Source organism: Streptomyces sp. NPDC057307 (assembly GCF_042667665.1).
Lineage (GTDB): Bacteria > Actinomycetota > Actinomycetes > Streptomycetales > Streptomycetaceae > Streptomyces.
The window spans coordinates 25,446-42,902 of record NZ_JBHUZM010000043.1 but is presented as its reverse complement, the minus strand read 5'-3'; the positions used below and the strand labels follow the sequence as shown (position 1 = coordinate 42,902).

The following is a 17,457-nucleotide window of genomic DNA, read 5'->3' as shown; positions in this document are numbered from 1 at the left end:
TCTACTGCCGTCGCACCCCACGGAGCCCTGTCATGGCCGACCTTCAGGACGACCCCTACGACACGGATTCGACAGCCGCGGTCGGCGATCTGGACGCGCCGCCGCATCCGCCCGCGCCCGCCACCACCGCGGTGCCCGTGTCGTCCGCCGAGCGCGCCCGCGCGCTGCTCGCCGCGCACCCCGTCGTCGACGGTCACAACAGCCTCGCCCCGACCCTGCTGCGCCGCCGCGGCGCCAACCACGCCCACGACCTCGACCAGGGCGAGACCTTCCTCGACACCGACATGCCGAGGATCCGGGCGGGCGCGCTCGGCGCGCAGTTCTGGTCGCTCCACGTCGACGCCGACGCGGCCCGTGAGGGCCGGGCGGTCAGCACCACGCTGGAGCTGATCGATCTCGTACGGGACCTGATCACGTCCAGCCCGGAGAGCCTGCGTATCGCGCTCGGCGCCGGAGACCTGTCCGACGCCCGCAACTGCGGCCGCGTCGCCTCGCTCCTCGGCCCCGTCTCGGGCCCGGCGATGGGCGACTCGCTCGCCACGCTCCGCGCGCTGCACTTCCTCGGTGTGCGCGCCCTCACCCTCGCGGGCGCGCGCTGGGCGGACGACGGGCTCACCCGCTTCGGCCAGGAGGCCGTGCGCGAGCTGAACCGGCTCGGCGTCGTCATCGACCTGTCCGGCGCGTCCGACGAGACGGCGCGCGCCACCTTCGCCGTCACCAAGGCCCCGGCGATGTTCTCCCACTCCGCCGCCCGCGCCCTGACCGACGGCCCCGGCGACAGCAACGTCTCCGACGAGATCCTGGGCCTGCTCGGCGCCAACAGCGGTGTCTGCATGGTGAGTTTCGCGCCCGAGCAGACCACCCGGGACGGTGGCGGTCCGTCCGTCTCCGCCGTCGCGGACCATGTCGAGCGGGTACGGGACGTGGCCGGGGCGGAGTGCGTCGGCCTCTCGGGGACGTACGGCCGCGAGGCGGACACGCCCCACACCCACGGCCTCGAAGACACCTCGTGCTACCCGCGGTTGATCACCGAACTGCTCGACCGCGGCTGGGACGACACCGCGATCACCGATCTCACCTGGGGCAACGCGGCCCGGGTGCTGCGCGACACGGAGTTCATCGCGCGCGCCGCCCAGCAGCGCCGTTCCGCGTCGACGGCGACGATCGAGGAACTGGACGGCGCCCGCCGGTAGTTGGGTACAGGGGCCGGCCAGGCCGTTCGGGTACGGGGCCGGTCAGGCCCTCGGCCGCCCCATCGCCCGGTACGTCCAGCCCGCCCCGCGCCACACCGCCGGGTCCAGCGCGTTGCGCCCGTCGAGGATCAGCCGCCGCGTCACGGCCCCGCCCAGCTCCGCCGGGTCCAGCTCGCGGAACTCGCGCCACTCGGTGAGGTGCAGCACGACATCGGCGCCGCGCACCGCCTCCAGCGCGGACTCCGCGTATCCCAGCGTCGGGAAGAGCCGACGGGCGTTGTCCATGCCCTTCGGGTCGTACACGGTCACCTGACCGCCCTGGAGATGGATCTGTCCGGCGACGTTCAGCGCGGGGGAGTCCCGTACGTCGTCCGAGTCCGGCTTGAACGTGGCGCCCAGCACCGCGACCCGCTTGCCGAGGAACGACGAGTCCCCGCCGACCGCCTCGCGCGCCAGCTCCACCATGTGGCCGCGGCGCCGCATGTTGATCGAGTCGACCTCGCGCAGGAACGTCAGCGCCTGGTCCGCGCCCAGCTCGCCCGCCCGCGCCATGAACGCGCGGATGTCCTTGGGCAGACAGCCGCCGCCGAAGCCGATCCCGGCGCGCAGGAACTTCTTCCCGATGCGCTCGTCGTGACCGATGGCCTCCGCCAGCTTCACCACGTCGCCGCCGGCCGCCTCGCAGACCTCGGCCATCGCGTTGATGAAGGAGATCTTGGTGGCGAGGAAGGAGTTCGCTGCGGTCTTCACCAGCTCGGCGGTCGGGAAGTCCGTCACGATGAACGGCGACCCCTCCCCGATCGGAGTCGCGTACACCTCGCGCAGCAGCTTCTCGGAGCGCTCGCTCTCCGTACCCACGACGATCCGGTCCGGGTGGAGCGTGTCCTGTACGGCGAAGCCCTCCCGCAGGAACTCCGGATTCCACGCCAGTTCGACGTCCTCGCCGGCGGGCGCCAGCTCGGTCAGCCGCCGCGCCAGGCGCTCCGCGCTGCCGACGGGCACGGTCGACTTGCCGACCACCAGCGCCGCCCGGCCCAGCTGCGGGGCCAGCGAGTCGAAGGCGCTCTCCACGTAGCTCATGTCGCACGCGTACTCGCCATGCTTCTGCGGGGTGTTCACACAGACGAAGTGGACGTCGCCGAAGGCGCCGATCTCCTCCCAGGAGGAGGTGAAGCGCAGCCGGCCGCTCGACCCCTCGAAGCCGGCGACATGCTTGCGCAGCAGGTCCTCCAGGCCGGGCTCGTACATCGGGACCCTGCCCGCCGACAGCATCTCGATCTTCTCGGGGACGACGTCGAGCCCGAGAACCTCGAAGCCCAGTTCCGCCATGGCCGCGGCGTGGGTGGCGCCGAGGTAGCCGGTGCCGATCACAGTGATCTTGAGGGCCATGGGTGCTCCTGGGAGTGCGGTCGGGATGCGGTGCCCGAGCATAGCCGCGCCGCTCGGACCCCCTTTCGGGCACCCGTACGGCAGTGCGTGGGAGCTGTCGGCAAACTCACGTAGGCCACCGGCGCGCGGGCCCTTTAAAATCAGTGTTACTTAACGGTAGTTAGCATTCATCGGATTCATCAGGGGAGTGGAAGACCGTGGCCGGATCGGCTGATTTCGACCTGTACCGCCCGTCCGAGGAGCACGACATGCTCCGCGACGCCGTACGTGCCCTCTCCGAGGCGAAGATCGCGCCGTTCGCCGCCGCGGTCGACGAGGAGGCGCGCTTCCCGCAGGAGGCGCTCGACGCGCTGGTCGCCGCCGATCTGCACGCGGTCCATGTCCCCGAGGAGTACGGCGGCGCCGGGGCCGACGCCCTGGCGACCGTGATCGTCATCGAGGAGGTCGCCCGCGCCTGCGCCTCGTCCTCCCTGATCCCGGCGGTGAACAAGCTCGGCTCGCTGCCTGTCATCCTCTCCGGCGGCGAGGACCTCAAGAAGAAGTACCTCGGGCCGCTGGCCAAGGGCGACGGAATGTTCTCGTACTGCCTCTCCGAGCCGGACGCGGGCTCGGACGCCGGCGGCATGAAGACCAAGGCCGTACGGGACGGCGACAGCTACGTACTCAACGGTGTGAAGCGCTGGATCACCAACGCCGGCGTCTCCCAGTACTACACGGTGATGGCCGTCACCGACCCCGACCTCCGTACGAAGGGCATCTCGGCGTTCGTCGTCGAGAAGGACGACGAGGGCGTCTCCTTCGGCGCCCCGGAGAAGAAGCTCGGCATCAAGGGCTCCCCGACCCGCGAGGTCTACCTCGACAACGTCCGCATCCCGGCCGACCGCCTCATCGGCGCCGAGGGCACGGGCTTCGCGACGGCGATGAAGACCCTGGACCACACCCGCATCACGATCGCGGCCCAGGCCCTCGGCATCGCCCAGGGCGCCCTCGACTACGCGGCGGGCTACGTCAAGGAGCGCAAGCAGTTCGGCAAGCCGATCGGCGACTTCCAGGGCGTCCAGTTCATGCTCGCCGACATGGCGATGAAGCTGGAGGCGGCCCGCCAGCTCACCTACTCGGCGGCGGCCCGCTCCCAGCGCGTCTCCGACGGCGGCGACAAGGAACAGCTGACCTTCTTCGGCGCCGCGGCCAAGTGCTTCGCCTCGGACGTCGCGATGGAGATCACGACGGACGCGGTCCAACTCCTCGGCGGCTACGGCTACACGCGCGACTACCCGGTGGAACGGATGATGCGCGACGCCAAGATCACCCAGATCTACGAGGGCACGAACCAGGTCCAGCGCATCGTGATGGCCCGCAACCTCCCGTAGCACGACCGCGCTTGAACGCCCCGGCCCAGGAGTCGGGCCGGGGCGTCCGGTGGACAACCGGGGGCCGTTGTCGGTGGGCGCTGCTACCTTCCCGGCATGATCAGATCCGTTCCGCACACCGGCGGCGAGAAGGACACTCTGTACGTCGCCCTCGACCGGCATCGGGATGTCGTCGTGTGGAAGCTCGACGGGCTGGACGACGAGGCGCTGCGGCGGGCCGTGACGCCCTCCGGCACCAACCTGCTGTCGCTCGTGAAGCACCTCGCGACCGTCGAGTACGGCTGGTTCTGCGAGCCGTTCGGGCGGGCCGGCGAGCCGTTCTGGTTCGACACCGAGACCGAGGACATGACCGTCGCGCCGGACGAGTCCACCGCCGGCATCCTGGCCTTCTACGCCCGTGCCCGCGCCGCCGCCGACCGGGCCATCCACGAGACCGACCTGGAGGCCACGGGCACCGCGTGGGACGGCAGGGTCGTCAGCATGCGCTGGGTCCTGATCCACATGATCGAGGAGACGGCGCGGCACGCCGGCCACATGGACATCGTGCGGGAGCTGATCGACGGGACGACGGGCGATCACCAGGAGCTTCCCCAGGAGTGACCGCCCGCCGGATCGAGCCATGGGCCGGCGCCGCCGGCCCGGCCCCGGTCTCAGTTCGAGGTGACCGTGACCTTCTCGTCGTTGTTCAGCTGCTCCACGAGCTTCTTGACCTTGGCCTTGTCCCAGACCAGGTTCCCGCCCTTGCTGCCCGAGATCGGGATGTTCATCGACGTACCGTCGCCGCCCGTGACGCCCTTCATCGCGAAGAACATCTGGCTCAGCGACCAGAGGGACATGTCCTTGTCGACGATCAGGGTGTCCAGGCCCGCGCCCAGCGTCGGGTAGAGCTTGAACGGGTTGAGGATCGTGCCCGGCGTGGCCGTCTGCGAGGCCAGGGCCGCCAGGAACTTCTGCTGGTTCTTCGTACGGTCCAGGTCACTGCCCGCGAACGCGTACCGCGTGCGGACGAACGCCAGCGACTGCTCGCCGTCCAGCGTCTGCTTGCCCGCCTTGAAGTCGGCGCCCGACTTCTCGTCCTTGAATGCCTTCGGGATGTCGAGTTCGACACCGCCGATCGCGTCCACGATGTTGGCGAAGCCCGCGAAGCCGATCTCGACGTAGTGATCGATGCGCAGTCCGGTGTTGAACTCGACCGTGCGGACGAGCAGTTCGGGCCCGTCCGTCGCGTACGTGGCGTTGAGCTTCGTCTCCCGGCCCGTGGCCGGGAACATCTTCCCGGACTCCGAGCCGCGGAACGACGGGATCGTCACGTTCGAGTCGCGCGGCAGCGAGACCAGCGTCGGGCCGTTCGAGCCGTCGTGCAGGATCATCATCGAGTCCGTGCGCTTGCCTTCCGCGCTGCCCGTGTGGAGGTCCTTCTTCTCCTCGTCGGACATGCCCTCACGGCTGTCGGAACCCACGATCAGATAGTTCGTGCCGTCACCCGAGTCCGGCCGCTCGATGACCTTCGAGAGATCGACCTCGCGCTTGAGCTTGGAGTCGGCCCAGAAGTACGTGCCTATGGAGACGGTGAGCACGACGACGACCACTGAGATCGCGGTGATCTTGATACGGCGCCGCCAGTCCGGTGCGTGGTCCGGGGGGTAGCCCCCGCCGTTGTTGTACGAACCCTGCGGGGGCACGCTCGGCGGCCCGCCCCGGCCCCGGTCGGCCGGGGTGCCGTAGACCTGACCCGTGTTGTAGTCGCTGTTGTACGGAGGCGGGTCGTACCCCTCGTCGTACCCCTGCGACGGCTGCTGGGGGACGGCGCGCCGCTGCACGTGGGGCATGGCGCGCGCGCCCTCGGGCTGCGCGCCCGCGCTGCCGCGTCCGTAACGCTCGCCGCCACGGTCAGCGCGGTCGCCGTTCCATCCATCGTTCATGCCGACCAGTGTGCGGCTCGGAGGTGTCGCGCATACAGGGGTGGAGGAAAATCACAGCATGCCTGTTGCCAAGCTGATGCAATGCGACCCGTGACGACCCGTGACGGACCCCCGCATAGGGTGGAGGGCATGACAGACCAGGCCGTCCGCCCCGAGACAGATATTCCGGGTAAGCCCACCTCGGCGTCCCGCACCACGCTCAGCCACATCATGACCGGCAGTGACACCAACCTCCTCGGCACGGTGCACGGCGGCGTGATCATGAAGCTCGTCGACGACGCCGCGGGCGCGGTCGCGGGCCGGCACTCGGGAGGGCCCGCGGTCACCGCGTCCATGGACGAGATGGTCTTCCTGGAGCCGGTACGGGTCGGGGACCTGGTCCATGTCAAGGCCCAGGTCAACTGGACCGGCCGGTCCTCCATGGAGGTCGGCGTACGCGTGCTCGCCGAGCGCTGGAACGAGTCGACCCCCGCCCAGCAGGTCGGCAGCGCCTATCTCGTCTTCGCCGCCGTCGACGCGGACGGCAAGCCCCGTCCCGTACCGCCGGTGATCCCGGAGACCGAGCGCGACAAGCGGCGCTACCAGGAGGCGCAGATCCGGCGTACGCACCGGCTCGCCCGGCGGCGCGCGATCAAGGAACTGCGTGAGAAGCGCGTCGCGGACGGCATCGACGACTGATCCTCCCGGCGAGGTGCGTACGGTCCGCCGTCACGGGCACACCACCTGGTCACCCGTGACCGCCCCGAACTCGCCCTGGTGCGCGTCCTCCGCCCGTACCGGCCGCACCGTCTTGTAGTCCGTTCCGGCCATCACCTTCAGCGTCGCGCCCTGCCGGGGCACCGGCCGCAGCTCACAGCCCGGCAGCGCCGTCGCCAGGGACTTCGCCGAACGGTCCCAGCGCGGGTCGAACAGCACCTGCGTACGCGACACCTCGGGGCCCGTGTGGTTCAGCGGCGCCCGCGTCGTGTTGAAGCCGGTCCCGCGCAGCGCGCCGTCGACGCGCTGGCCCAGTCCGTCCCGCCGCGTCGCGTTGTAGACCTGCACCCTGATCTGCTGCGGCGACACCTCGACCATCGCGGCCGGCGGCTCCTTCGGCCCCTGCGGCCCGCGCCGGCCCCCGGGGGCCGGCGGCGTCAGCGGCTTGTCCTCGCGCAGCGCCCGGAACAGCTTCTTCGACTTCACCGGGTCCCACTTCAACGTCGAGCCGATGCCCTTGACCGGGAATCCACCGGCGGTGACCGGCACCGACGTGAACTCCGACGACGCCGGGGTGAAGCCGCGCATCGCCTCGCCGAGCGCCAGCATCTCCCGCGTACCGAAGCCCTTGTCCGCCCGGACCGAGTCGAGCATCGTCGAGGTCACCCCGCGGAGCTTCACCGGGTTCAGCAGCACACCGCTGCTGGTCGCCTGCTTGATCAGCGCCGCCATGAAGCGCTGCTGGCGCTGCATCCTGCCGAGGTCGGACGAGCCGTCGAGATAGCGGGACCGTACGTACTGGAGCGCCTGACCGCCGTCCAGCTTGTGCGTCCCCGCGGTCAGGTCGAGGCCGGTGTGCGAGTCCTTCAGCGGCTTGGCGGTGCAGATCTCCACCCCGCCGAGCGAGTCGACCGTCTTCATGAAGCTGGTGAAGTCCACCTCCAGATAGTGGTTGATCTTCACGCCCGTCATGCTCTCGACGGTCCTGACCGTCAGCTGCGGACCGCCCTCCGAATACGCCGCGTTGAGCTTCACCGGGTGGGGCCCGTGCTTGTCGCCGGTGGTGCCGTCGGTGTGCGAGGGCAGCTCCGCGTAACTGTCGCGCGGCAGGCTCACGACGCTCGCGCGCTCCCGGTCCTCCGAGATGTGCACGAGCATGATCGTGTCGGTGCAGCGGCAAGGGGCGCCGCCGAGCCGGTACTTCTGCCGCTCCTCCTTGGTGATCTTGTCGCGGCCGTCGGTGCCGACCAGGAGGATGTTCATGCCATGGCCCCCGTCGGGGCGGTTCTTCATGTCCTTGAACGGGTCGACCCGGCCGATTCCGGTGTCGAGACTCGTCACGATCGCGTGGCCGATGCCGCCGGCGCCGAGCACCAGGACCGAGAGGGTCGTGGCCACCCGCATTCCCCAGCGCGGCCGCCCGTTCCCTCGTCGGCCGCGTACCGGCGGGGCCTTTCGGACGTTCCCGGTGGCCCCGGTGTTCCCGGCGTTCCGGGTGTTCCCGGTGTTCCGGACGCCGGTCCGCGACGGTCTCGGCCGGCCGGCGGGCCGGGGCCGGGGGGAGCGGGGTGGTGTGGGCACGGGGGACACCTCCGCGGGTGACGGGAACGACTGGACTGCCGGGTGACGGGGCGAAGGGCGGCCAAGGGACGCAACGTAGGCCCATACGATCAGCAGCCTTGCGCTGAGCCCGCCCGACGCGCGTCGCAGTCCCCCATTCGCGGTAACGTGGCGTTCGAGCAACCCGTCTCCCTGACGCCCGAAGGACCACATGCCTGCCCAGCCCCCCGCCGTCTCCGTGATCATGCCGGTCCTCGACGAGGAACGGCATCTGAGGAACTCCGTCCAGCACATCCTGGAGCAGGAGTACGACGGCGAGATGGAAGTGGTCATCGCGCTCGGCCCGTCCACGGACCGCACCGACGAGATCGCGGCCGAACTCGTACGCGAGACGGCGGACAGCCCCCGCGCCCGCGTGCAGACCGTGCCCAATCCCACCGGCCGCACGCCGGCGGCGCTCAACGCCGCCATCAAGGCGTCCAAGCACCCCGTCGTCGTACGTGTCGACGGCCACGGCATGCTCTCGCCGAACTACATCGCGACCGCCGTACGGCTCCTGGAGGAGACGGGCGCGCAGAACGTCGGCGGCATCATGCACGCCGAGGGCGAGACCGACTGGGAGCACGCCGTCGCCGCCGCGATGACCTCCAAGATCGGCGTCGGCAACGCGGCCTTCCACACGGGCGGCAAGGCCGGCCCCGCCGAGACCGTGTATCTCGGTGTCTTCCGGCGGGCCGCGCTGGAGCAACAGGGCGGCTACAACGAGGAGTTCATCCGCGCCCAGGACTGGGAGCTGAACTTCCGGATCCGTGAGGCCGGCGGCCAGATCTGGTTCTCGCCCGAGCTGCGGGTCCAGTACCGGCCGCGGCCGTCCGTCCGGGCGCTCGCCAAGCAGTACAAGGACTACGGCCGTTGGCGCCATGTCGTCGCCCGCTTCCACTCGGGCTCGATCAATCTGCGCTATCTCGCGCCGCCGGTCGCGGTCTGTGCCAACGCCGCGGGCGTCGTCGTCGGCCTGGCTTTCACACCGTGGGCGCTGATCGTCCCCGTTGGCTACCTCGCCGCGATCGTGGCGGGCTCGATACCCGCGGGCAAGGGCCTGCCCCTCAAGGCACGGCTCCAGATCCCGCTCGCGCTCGCCACGATGCACATGTCGTGGGGTGTCGGCTTCCTGACCAGCCCGCGCTCGCTCGCCAAGAAGGTCATCGGGAGCCGCCGCCCGGCGGTCCAACAGAACGCCTGAGCAAGGCGGTTACGTACGTACGAGAGCGACCTACGACAGGTGCTACGGAAGGAGCCCCGGGCGACGCGCCCGGGGCTCCTTCTCGTACGCGGCCTCCCGGCTACCAGGTGAAGCCGGGCTGGATCTCCATGCACTTGCTCTCGTCGGCCCCGTTGAGCGCCCGCGCCGTGTCCGGCGTCTTGTTCTCGTCCTTCGCCGCCGCCTTCGGGTACGTGTCACCCGTACGCCAGTCGGCGCCCACGACCAGCGTCACACCCGACACGTCCGTCGACTTCTTCGCCGAAGTGACCGGAAGGCCGAGGGACTTGGCGACCGCCTGCGCGTCACCCTCCAAGTCGGCGCTGGGGTAGCGGACTTCGGTACGCGCGGTGGGATCGAGCGTGGCGTCCGACACGGCCTTCGTGTAGCCCTTGCCGACGAGCAGCCCCGCCACCGCGGTGGCCCGCTGCGGCGTCGGTGCCTGGGTGTCGCTGCCCGTTCCGTTGCGTACGAGCACCCCGGTGTCGGCCGGAGCCGCCGCCGGGTCCTTGGACTCGGCCGGGGGCTTGCGCTTGGACGCCTTGCCGTCGAGCGGCACGTCGTCGCGGACCATGGTGAACAACTGGTCGGCGTCGCCGGGCTTCGGGAACACCCGCCCGGCCTCGGTGCCCGTGCCGTACACGTTCGGCATCGTCGCCATCGTGATGCGCTTCGTGGGCACCTTCTTGAGCTCTTCCGCCAGGCCGTAGAGCTTGCTGACGCCGTCGATGCCCTTGTCGACGGTCAGCGCGTCGGTGGCCGCCTCGGCCAGGCTCATCAGCTTTCCGGGGTCGGTCAGCTTGGCGCCCTTGCGCAGCTCGCGGACCATCGAGTTCATGTACATGTGCTGGGCGTGGGTACGGGCGAGGTCGCTGCCGTCCTCGAAGCCGTAACGCGTACGCAGCCACTGGAGGGCCTGCTCGCCCTGGATGACGTTCTCGCCCTTCTCCAGCTTCAGCCCGGAGCCCTTGCCCTCGGCGTTGCGCGAGTGGACGTTCTCCTCGACACAGACCGGCACGCCGCCGATGGCGTCGGCCATCGACACCACACCCGCGAAGTCGATCATCATGAAGTGGTCGATGGTGATGCCGGTCAGCTCGTACCAGGTGGCCACCGTGCAGCCAGGACCCCCGCGCCCCAGGCTGGCGTTGGTCTGTATGTTGCCCGTACTCGCCGGGTAGACCTTCTTGGTGTCCGGGTCCGTGCACTTGGGCATCTTCAGCATGGTGTCGCGCGGCATGCTGACGACCGACATGTTGCTGCGGTCGGCCGACACATGGAGCAGCATCTGTACGTCGGCCAGAGGGGGGCCGCCGAAGGTCTCCTTCGCGCCGCCCAGGTCCTGGTTCGCCTTGGTGTCACGGGCGTCGGAGCCGATGAGCAGGATGTTGAGCGGGGTCTGGCCCGCGGAGTTGGCCTTGTGGTCGGCCATCGGCTTGTCGCCGAGCGTCAGGTCTTCCTTCTTGAGCTTGCCGTCGAGATGACGGTAGTAGAGGTATCCGGCGCCGGCCGTGCCGAGTATCAGCAGGGCGAGGGCGGAGGAGACCCAGCGCAGTATTCGGCGCTTGCCGCGCCGGTTGCGTGGGCGCGCGCCGTTGCGGCGGGGACGGCCTCGTCCCGTCGAGCCGGAGCCGGAGCCGGAGCCGGAGCCTGTGCCGTCACCGGAACCGGAGTCGTCGCCCGACCCGGACCCCGACCCGGCGCTCGCGGCGCCGCCTGACGCACCGTCAGGACCGCCGGCGGCACTCGCGCCGCCCGCGCCGTCGCTCTCGTACAGACTGTCGTCCCAGCCCAACTCACCGGCGTGCGGGACACTTTGTCGCGTCCACTGTCTGTGCATGCTCTGCCCCACCCCGTGCCCCTACCCCTGTCGCTCAAGCGCTCCGCGTGAGCCGGCGTTCCGGGCATACCGGAGCCGGTCTCACTTGGCGCACACTTGCTTGTCCGCTTCCACCTTCTGTACGCCCTCCGGCGCCTTCGCCGGACCGGTGATGGGCACCCCCGCGCCCTTGAAGTCCGCCCCGAGGGTCAGCGTCATCGCTTCCAGCCCCTCGGCGTCCTCCTTGCCCGGCTTCATCGCCGCGGCGGGCAGGCCCATCATGTCCGCGAGACGGCGGGCCTGGTCGGCCTGGTTCGGTGCGTACTCCAGCGATGTCTTGTCCAACTCGGCGGGCGCGTTGCCCTTGTTGGTGGACTTCGGCACGCCTTCCTCGTTCTGCAGCCAGGCGAGAGTCTCCTGGGCGGAACCCTGCGGCCCGCCGCCGTTGAACACATCGACCCTGACATCGGCGGCGGCCGCCTTGGTTCCCTTGAGAAGCGCCGCCTGCTTGTTCTTGGCGTCCTTCTCCTTCTGCTTCACCTCGGTGAGAGAGGTGTCGCTCTGCATCATCGCGAACAGCGGTTTCGCCTGCGCCTCGTTCACCACGACCGTCGCCTTCACGACTTCGGCCGGGTTGTCTATCACGGGCAGCGTGGTGAAGGTGATGTTCTTCGGATTGACCTTGGCCATTTCCTTGCCGAGGTCGCTGAGCTTCTGGATGCTGCCGATGCCCGTGTCGACCGTGAGCGCCTTCGTCGCCGCCGACGCCAGGTCCCACAGCTTCGTGGGGCTGGTGAGCGTCTCGCTGGACTTCATCTTGCGGATCAGTGAGCTGAGGAACTGCTGCTGGGTCTGGATCCGGTCCAGGTCGCTCTCGTTGCCGAAACTGTGCCGCGTACGGACGAAGGCGAGAGCCTGCTCGCCCTCGATGACGTGCTTGCCCTTGCTCAGCTTCAGATGGGAGTCGGGGTCGTCGACGTCCTTGCCGACGCACACCTCGACACCGCCGACCGCGGTCGTCAGCGTCTTCACCGCGTTGAAGTCGGCCATCATGAAGTGGTCGACCTTCAGCCCGGTGAGTTCCGTGACCGTACGCATCGTGCAGCCCGGGTCCCGCTCGGACTGGCCGAGGCTGGTGTTGAAGCGGACGCCCTGCTGGCCGGGGACGACCTTCTTGCCTTCCTCGGTGTTCGTCTCGCAGTCCGGGATGTCGGTGATCAGGTCGCGGGGGATGGAGAGCGCGGTCGCGTTCGTCCGGTCCTTGGAGACATGGAAGAGGAACGTGGTGTCGGCGTGGCCGACGCTCTCCTTGTCGCCGTAGCCCTCGTTGCCGGCCCCGGTGCGCTTGTCGGTGCCGATCACCAGGATGTTGACGGCCTGGTCCTTCTTGAAGCCGCCGCTGCCCGCTCCCTCGACGTCGATCGTGTTGATGTTGCTGTTGAGGTCCTGGTAGACGTAATAGGCGGCGCCGGCTCCACCGATGAGCACGAACGCCGTGATGCCGCCCGTCCAGCCGAGGATCTTCTTCTTCCGGGACTTGGGCGGTGCCTTGCGCTTACGGCGGCCGGCCGCGGCGGACGCGGCGTCGGCGTTGTTCGCGGCGCGGCGGCCACGCTGGCCGGGTACGTCCCGCCGGGACGTACCGGAAGCACCGGTGGAACCCGAGGCGTTACGGGCACGGGGAACGCGCGCGCCCGCGTCGTCGGCCGAGCCGTCGGTACCCGCACCGGCACCGGCACTCGCGCTCGCACCGGCGCCCGCTCCCGCGGCGCCGGGCGCTCTGCGGTCTCTGCCGGAACGGCCCTGCGGCGCACCGTCCGTGGGTGGCGCGTTTCTGGACCGGCGAGGGGCGCCCTGCCCGTTTCCCGCGTCGCGAGAAGGGGCGGACGACTGCCCTTCGGAGTGGTTCAGTCGCAATTCGTAATTGCCGGTCTGCGGGTTGAGTACCCACTGGTCGGCGGGGTCGATCCCGTCCGACTGCCCACGGCTATGCGCATCCACGGTTGCTTGAGTCCTCCGTCGGTGCCACGCGAAGCGCCTCTTCCCCCAAAGGCGCTCGGTCTTTCGATCCGGCAGTGCGCGACCTCGCGGTCCGAGCGATGTACCGGATCGCGTCACACTATCCGCCCAGTTCAGCGTCGAGCGACGCCAGTGACAAATTCGACTCCTCTTACAAGGGGGCAATCTGCCCAATCGTCATAGACTGCCGACCACTCCTTGGTATTGCCTTTACTCACACAGGCCCGCGGCGGCATTTGTGCCCGGGAAAGTCGGAGTCGGAGTGGCGCTCGACGATCCCGTGTCGTCCGGCTTTCCATCCGTTTCCGAACTTCCCCCGTCACGCTGTGTGTTCTCCTCGGCCTGCTTCTCCTCGGCCGACACGACCGAGACGGGCTCGTCCTTGCGCAGCTGTGTGAACAGGCGCCCCGCGTCCGGCTGTACCAGCTCGTCGCGGTTCGGGTCATTCACATAAGGCTGTCGCGGTACGGTCAGGAACTGCACCTTTTCCGTCGGTACGTTCCGCAGACCCCGCGCCAGGTCGTACAGATCCCGCAGGGTGTTCAGACCGGGGTCGGTCGTCAGGGACTTGGTCGCCGCGTCCAGCACCGGATAGAGCCGCGTGGGATTGAGCAGAACACCGTTGCTCTGCACCTTCCTGACGAGCGAACCGAGGAACTGCTGCTGGCGCTCCATGCGTTCGGTGTCGCTGCCGTCGCCGATGGTCTTGCGGGCCCGTACGAAACCGAGCGCTTCCTCACCGGTGAGGGTCTGCTTGCCGGCGGGCAGCTTCAGATGCGCGTCGACGTCGTCGACGGGCTTCTTGAGGCAGACCTCGACGCCGTCGACCGCGTCCACCATGTCTTTGAAGCCGCTGAAGTCGATCACCATGTGATGGTCGACGCGGATGCCGGTGAGCGTCTCGACCGTACGGATCGAGCACGCCGCGCCGCCGAACTGGAACGCCCAGTTGAACTGCGCGGACTGCTTGTTGGAGCGTCTGCCGTCCGAGGTCTGGCAGCTCGGGATCTCGACCATCAGGTCGCGCGGGATCGAGATGGCGGTGGCGCTCTGCCGGTCGGCGGCGAGATGCAGCAGGATCGTGGTGTCGGAGCGCTGCGAGCCGCCGTCGTCGCGGCCGTACTTGCCGTTGCCCGCGCCCGAGCGGGTGTCGGAGCCGATCAGAAGGATGTTCTTCGCGTCGACGGCGATGGGCTTGGGGCGTTCCTTCTCGTACGTCCGCAGCTCCGCGGCGGCGGTCGTGTCGGTGGTGATGTTGCTGTCGAGCTTCTGGTAGAACCACCAGCCGACACCGGCGGCGACGAGGACGACGACGGAGGTGGCGAGCGCGGTCCAGCGGAGCCAGTGGCGTTTGCGCGGGGCGGCGGCGGGGTCGAGGTCGTCGGGGTCGGCCCCGTCGGGGATCGCGACGGCCTCGGCCTTGGGGACGACGGAGGAGGCGGCTACGGGCTCGTCACTCCGGCCCGTAACGTCTGCCGCACCTGCCGCACCTGCCGCACCTGCCGCACCTGCCGTCTCCGCCGCATCTGCGGTGTCCTCGGCGTCTGCCGTGTCGTCGGACGGCTCGGAGGCGGAGGATTCGGACGGCTCGGAAGGTTCGGAGGGCTCGGCCTTCGGCTCGCTCTTCGAACCGGCCTTGGCCCCGCCCTTCGGTTTGCCCTTCCCCTTCCCCTGTCCCTTCTTCTTGCTTCCGTTGCCACTGTCGTTCGCGGTCGTGTCGCCGTCGGACCCGGGCGACGCGGTCGGCGGCTCGTCCTCTGCCCGGGGGTCCGGTTCGGGCGGCGTGCCAGCACTGTCGGTCACGGCGGAGTCCATCCTTCATGGCGTCGGCGGCGCACGGCTCCGCCGGTTTCAGGAGTAGACGGCCGAACCGCGCGCTTGGTTGTGCCCTGAACTAGATCTACCGACGATCATCTACCGGAGGCGGCGTTCCGCGCCGGAACCCGTCGGACCATCAGGTCACCGTGTCGCCGCGGGAGGTGGTCACGTACCTCGTACGCCGCCCCCGGCACCGTTCTCCTACGCCGTGCCGCCGGCCGTGCCGGTGACCCGCTCGCTCTCGATCCGCTTGGCCAGTCCCTCCGCCGCCAACTGGTCGAGATTGCGGCACAGCACCACCGACGAGTCCGCCGCGAGCGGCGCGTACAGCCCGGCCGAGAGACCGTCCCAGGTGTCGTACGGCCTGCCGGACAGCAGCCGGGCGCCCGGCGCCGTCAGGCCGAGGGCCGCGGCGTCGGCGCGGGCCCGCTCGACGATCTGGGCCGCCGTCAGTTCCGTACCGGCGACGACGAGCGCGGTCGCGTCCGGGTCCACCGGCGCGAACGGGGCGAACCGGTCACCCTGGCCGGGCACCTCCACCGCGTAGTCGGTGAAGCCGTCGGGCGGCTGCGGGAAGCGGCCGCCGAGCGGCCGCAGCGCGAGCGCCAGCCGCTCGCCCCGGCAGGCGCGGGCGGCGTCCAGCGTGTCGGGACCGGTGACGACGAGGTCCGCGTCGGCCGGGTCGCCGCCGATCTCGACGCTCACCCCGACCGATGAGCAGGCGAGCAGCCAGACCGCGGTCTGCCAGTGCGCGGGAAGCAGCAGCGCGAGCCGGTCGCCGGGCGCGGCGGCGAGGTCGCCCTGAAGGAGGTTGGCGGTCTTGGACACCCAATTGGCGAAGGTGGCCACGGACAATTCCACACGTTCACCGGTGGCATCGTCGTAGAAAGTGACCAAGGGGCGGACCGGATCCGTGGCGAGGGCGGATCGCAGCAGGTCGGCGGGGGTGCGGTCGCTGGCGTTCACACGGGCAAGGGTACGTGGGGCGGCCGGGCGCGCACCGCCGTACCGGTGACGCCGTCCACCGGTTGGTCCGATGGCCCGTCAGTTTCCTTGGGTGCTCCCGGAAGGCGGGCCCGGCCGGGCGGCCGCACGATCGGGATATGCGTGCATTCCTGTCTTCCTCGATCGGCGTCGCCTGTGCCGCGGCACTCGTACTCCCGCTCTCCCTGCCCTCCGGGGCTGCGGCGGCTCCCCGGGACGCTCGGACGGGTTCTCCCGTGCCGGGCTCCACCGAGTCGCTGCCACTGATCCCACTCGGGTCCGAACGCTCCTCCGGTGTCGCCACCGAACAGGGGCTGCCCCAGCGGGACGTCCAACCCTTCTCGCTCGTCGGTGTCGTCTGGGACGACGCCGACGCCGAACTCAACGGCTCGGTCCAGGTCAGAAACCGGTCCGCCGAAACGGGCGACTGGTCCGGCTGGCAGGACCTGGAGACCCACAACGCCGAGCACGGCGCCGACCTCGGTACGTCGGAACGCGACTCCGGCACCGTGCGGGGCTCGACGGCGCCGCTGTGGGTCGGGGCGTCGGACGGTGTCCAGGTACGGGTCCAGGGGTACGACAACCCCGACGCCGACCCGGAGACCCGCCCCGCCCGCGCGCCCCTGCCGCACGGGCTGAGCCTGGAGCTGATCGACCCGGGGGAGGCGCCGGAGCAACTGCCGGTGACGGAGGCCGACGCCTCCCGGGGCCAGGCCGTCCCCACGGACGCCACCGGCTCCACCGGCTCAGGCAAGGCGACCACGGCCGCGGGGAGCGCCACGGGCGCCGTCGCGAAGCCGTACAAGGCCCCGCGCCCGAAGATCATCTCCCGCAAGGGGTGGGGCGCGAACGAGAAGCTGCGCGAGAGGCAGCTCGGCTACACGAAGACGGTGAAGGCCGCCTTCGTCCATCACAGCGCGACGGGCAACAACTACACCTGCAAGCAGGCACCCTCCGTCATTCGCGGTATCTACCGCTACCACGTGACGAGCAGCGGCTGGCGGGACATCGGCTACAACTTCGCCATCGACAAGTGCGGAAACATCTACGAGGGGCGCGCCGGGGGCGTGACGAAGCCGGTCATGGGCGCTCACACCCTCGGTTTCAACACCAACAGCACGGGCATCGCCGTCCTCGGGTCGTACTCGACGACCAACCCGCCCGCGGCCGTCACCACGGCGGTCGCCAAGCTCGCGGCCTGGAAGCTCGGGCTGCACGGGATCAACCCCAAGGGCAAGGTGACGCTGACGTCGGCGGGGAGCAACAAGTTCAAGAAGGGCAAGAAGGTCAGCATGAACGCGATCTCGGGCCACCGGGACGGGTTCGTGACCGACTGCCCCGGCAACAGGCTGTACAGCAAGCTGGGCGCGGTCCGTGTATCGGCCGCGAAGTATCAGGGACGCTCCTAGACTGGCTGGTCACCCCC

Annotated in this window: 13 protein-coding genes; 6 read left to right on the top strand and 7 right to left on the bottom strand. The window is 69.8% G+C overall.

The window, feature by feature from the left end; translation table 11 throughout:
• Window positions 1-32: 32 nt before the first annotated feature.
• Window positions 33-1,193 carry a dipeptidase gene (locus tag ACFUN8_RS17640; protein WP_383637783.1) on the top strand — a complete coding sequence of 387 codons (1,161 nt, stop codon included), beginning with the start codon at window positions 33-35 and terminating at the stop codon, window positions 1,191-1,193.
• Between the two features lie 42 nt (window positions 1,194-1,235).
• Here the strand turns inward: ACFUN8_RS17640 and ACFUN8_RS17635 are convergent, their stop codons facing one another.
• Window positions 1,236-2,582, bottom strand: coding sequence for a UDP-glucose dehydrogenase family protein (locus tag ACFUN8_RS17635; RefSeq protein ID WP_383637780.1), 1,347 nt, complete (start codon window positions 2,580-2,582; stop codon window positions 1,236-1,238).
• Between the two features lie 197 nt (window positions 2,583-2,779).
• Here ACFUN8_RS17635 and ACFUN8_RS17630 point away from each other — a divergent pair, with 197 nt between their 5' ends.
• Together ACFUN8_RS17630 and ACFUN8_RS17625 are read left to right on the top strand one after the other, a co-directional pair.
• Complete coding sequence (locus ACFUN8_RS17630; RefSeq protein ID WP_383637778.1) at window positions 2,780-3,952, top strand: acyl-CoA dehydrogenase family protein; 1,173 nt, start codon at window positions 2,780-2,782, stop codon at window positions 3,950-3,952.
• 96 nt (window positions 3,953-4,048) lie between these two features.
• Window positions 4,049-4,552, top strand: coding sequence for a DinB family protein (locus tag ACFUN8_RS17625; protein ID WP_383637775.1), 504 nt, complete (start codon window positions 4,049-4,051; stop codon window positions 4,550-4,552).
• A 50-nt stretch (window positions 4,553-4,602) separates the two neighbouring features.
• On the opposite strand, the gene ACFUN8_RS17620 is transcribed toward ACFUN8_RS17625, so the two are convergent.
• Complete coding sequence (locus ACFUN8_RS17620; protein WP_383637772.1) at window positions 4,603-5,874, bottom strand: LCP family protein; 1,272 nt, start codon at window positions 5,872-5,874, stop codon at window positions 4,603-4,605.
• A gap of 129 nt (window positions 5,875-6,003) precedes the next feature.
• Here ACFUN8_RS17620 and ACFUN8_RS17615 point away from each other — a divergent pair, with 129 nt between their 5' ends.
• Window positions 6,004-6,552, top strand: coding sequence for an acyl-CoA thioesterase (locus ACFUN8_RS17615; RefSeq protein ID WP_383637769.1), 549 nt, complete (start codon window positions 6,004-6,006; stop codon window positions 6,550-6,552).
• A 30-nt stretch (window positions 6,553-6,582) separates the two neighbouring features.
• Here ACFUN8_RS17615 and ACFUN8_RS17610 read toward each other — a convergent pair whose 3' ends face one another.
• On the bottom strand, window positions 6,583-7,974 hold the full coding sequence (locus tag ACFUN8_RS17610; protein ID WP_383637766.1) for an LCP family protein: 1,392 nt from the start codon (window positions 7,972-7,974) through the stop codon (window positions 6,583-6,585).
• 367 nt (window positions 7,975-8,341) lie between these two features.
• Here ACFUN8_RS17610 and ACFUN8_RS17605 point away from each other — a divergent pair, with 367 nt between their 5' ends.
• Complete coding sequence (locus tag ACFUN8_RS17605) at window positions 8,342-9,373, top strand: glycosyltransferase family 2 protein (RefSeq protein ID WP_383637763.1); 1,032 nt, start codon at window positions 8,342-8,344, stop codon at window positions 9,371-9,373.
• Window positions 9,374-9,473: 100 nt separating this feature from the next.
• Here the strand turns inward: ACFUN8_RS17605 and ACFUN8_RS17600 are convergent, their stop codons facing one another.
• The 4 genes from ACFUN8_RS17600 to ACFUN8_RS17585 all read right to left on the bottom strand — a co-directional run bounded on the left by ACFUN8_RS17600 (window position 9,474) and on the right by ACFUN8_RS17585 (window position 16,013).
• Window positions 9,474-11,231, bottom strand: a complete 1,758-nt coding sequence (locus tag ACFUN8_RS17600; RefSeq protein WP_383637760.1) for an LCP family protein — start codon at window positions 11,229-11,231, stop codon at window positions 9,474-9,476.
• Window positions 11,232-11,312: 81 nt separating this feature from the next.
• Window positions 11,313-13,211: an LCP family protein gene (locus ACFUN8_RS17595; protein WP_383637757.1), complete on the bottom strand. Its 1,899-nt coding sequence runs from the start codon at window positions 13,209-13,211 to the stop codon at window positions 11,313-11,315.
• A 228-nt stretch (window positions 13,212-13,439) separates the two neighbouring features.
• Window positions 13,440-15,032, bottom strand: a complete 1,593-nt coding sequence (locus tag ACFUN8_RS17590) for an LCP family protein (protein ID WP_383637754.1) — start codon at window positions 15,030-15,032, stop codon at window positions 13,440-13,442.
• A gap of 216 nt (window positions 15,033-15,248) precedes the next feature.
• Entirely contained in the window at window positions 15,249-16,013 is a 765-nt protein-coding gene (locus ACFUN8_RS17585; protein ID WP_383637751.1) for a TIGR03089 family protein, read from the bottom strand.
• A gap of 137 nt (window positions 16,014-16,150) precedes the next feature.
• Between ACFUN8_RS17585 and ACFUN8_RS17580 the strand changes: the two genes are divergently transcribed.
• Entirely contained in the window at window positions 16,151-17,440 is a 1,290-nt protein-coding gene (locus ACFUN8_RS17580; protein WP_383637748.1) for a peptidoglycan recognition protein, read from the top strand.
• The last annotated feature ends 17 nt before the right edge of the window (window positions 17,441-17,457 follow it).

Bases quoted from the DNA above. Each gene is read 5' to 3' on its own strand.
- ACFUN8_RS17640 (WP_383637783.1), top strand. From the start codon at position 33: ATGGCCGACCTTCAGGACGACCCCTACGACACGGATTCGACAGCCGCG.
- ACFUN8_RS17635 (WP_383637780.1), bottom strand. From the start codon at position 2,582: ATGGCCCTCAAGATCACTGTGATCGGCACCGGCTACCTCGGCGCCACC.
- ACFUN8_RS17625 (WP_383637775.1), top strand. From the start codon at position 4,049: ATGATCAGATCCGTTCCGCACACCGGCGGCGAGAAGGACACTCTGTAC.
- ACFUN8_RS17620 (WP_383637772.1), bottom strand. From the start codon at position 5,874: ATGAACGATGGATGGAACGGCGACCGCGCTGACCGTGGCGGCGAGCGT.
- ACFUN8_RS17615 (WP_383637769.1), top strand. From the start codon at position 6,004: ATGACAGACCAGGCCGTCCGCCCCGAGACAGATATTCCGGGTAAGCCC.
- ACFUN8_RS17610 (WP_383637766.1), bottom strand. From the start codon at position 7,974: ATGCGGGTGGCCACGACCCTCTCGGTCCTGGTGCTCGGCGCCGGCGGC.
- ACFUN8_RS17605 (WP_383637763.1), top strand. From the start codon at position 8,342: ATGCCTGCCCAGCCCCCCGCCGTCTCCGTGATCATGCCGGTCCTCGAC.
- ACFUN8_RS17600 (WP_383637760.1), bottom strand. From the start codon at position 11,231: ATGCACAGACAGTGGACGCGACAAAGTGTCCCGCACGCCGGTGAGTTG.
- ACFUN8_RS17580 (WP_383637748.1), top strand. From the start codon at position 16,151: ATGCGTGCATTCCTGTCTTCCTCGATCGGCGTCGCCTGTGCCGCGGCA.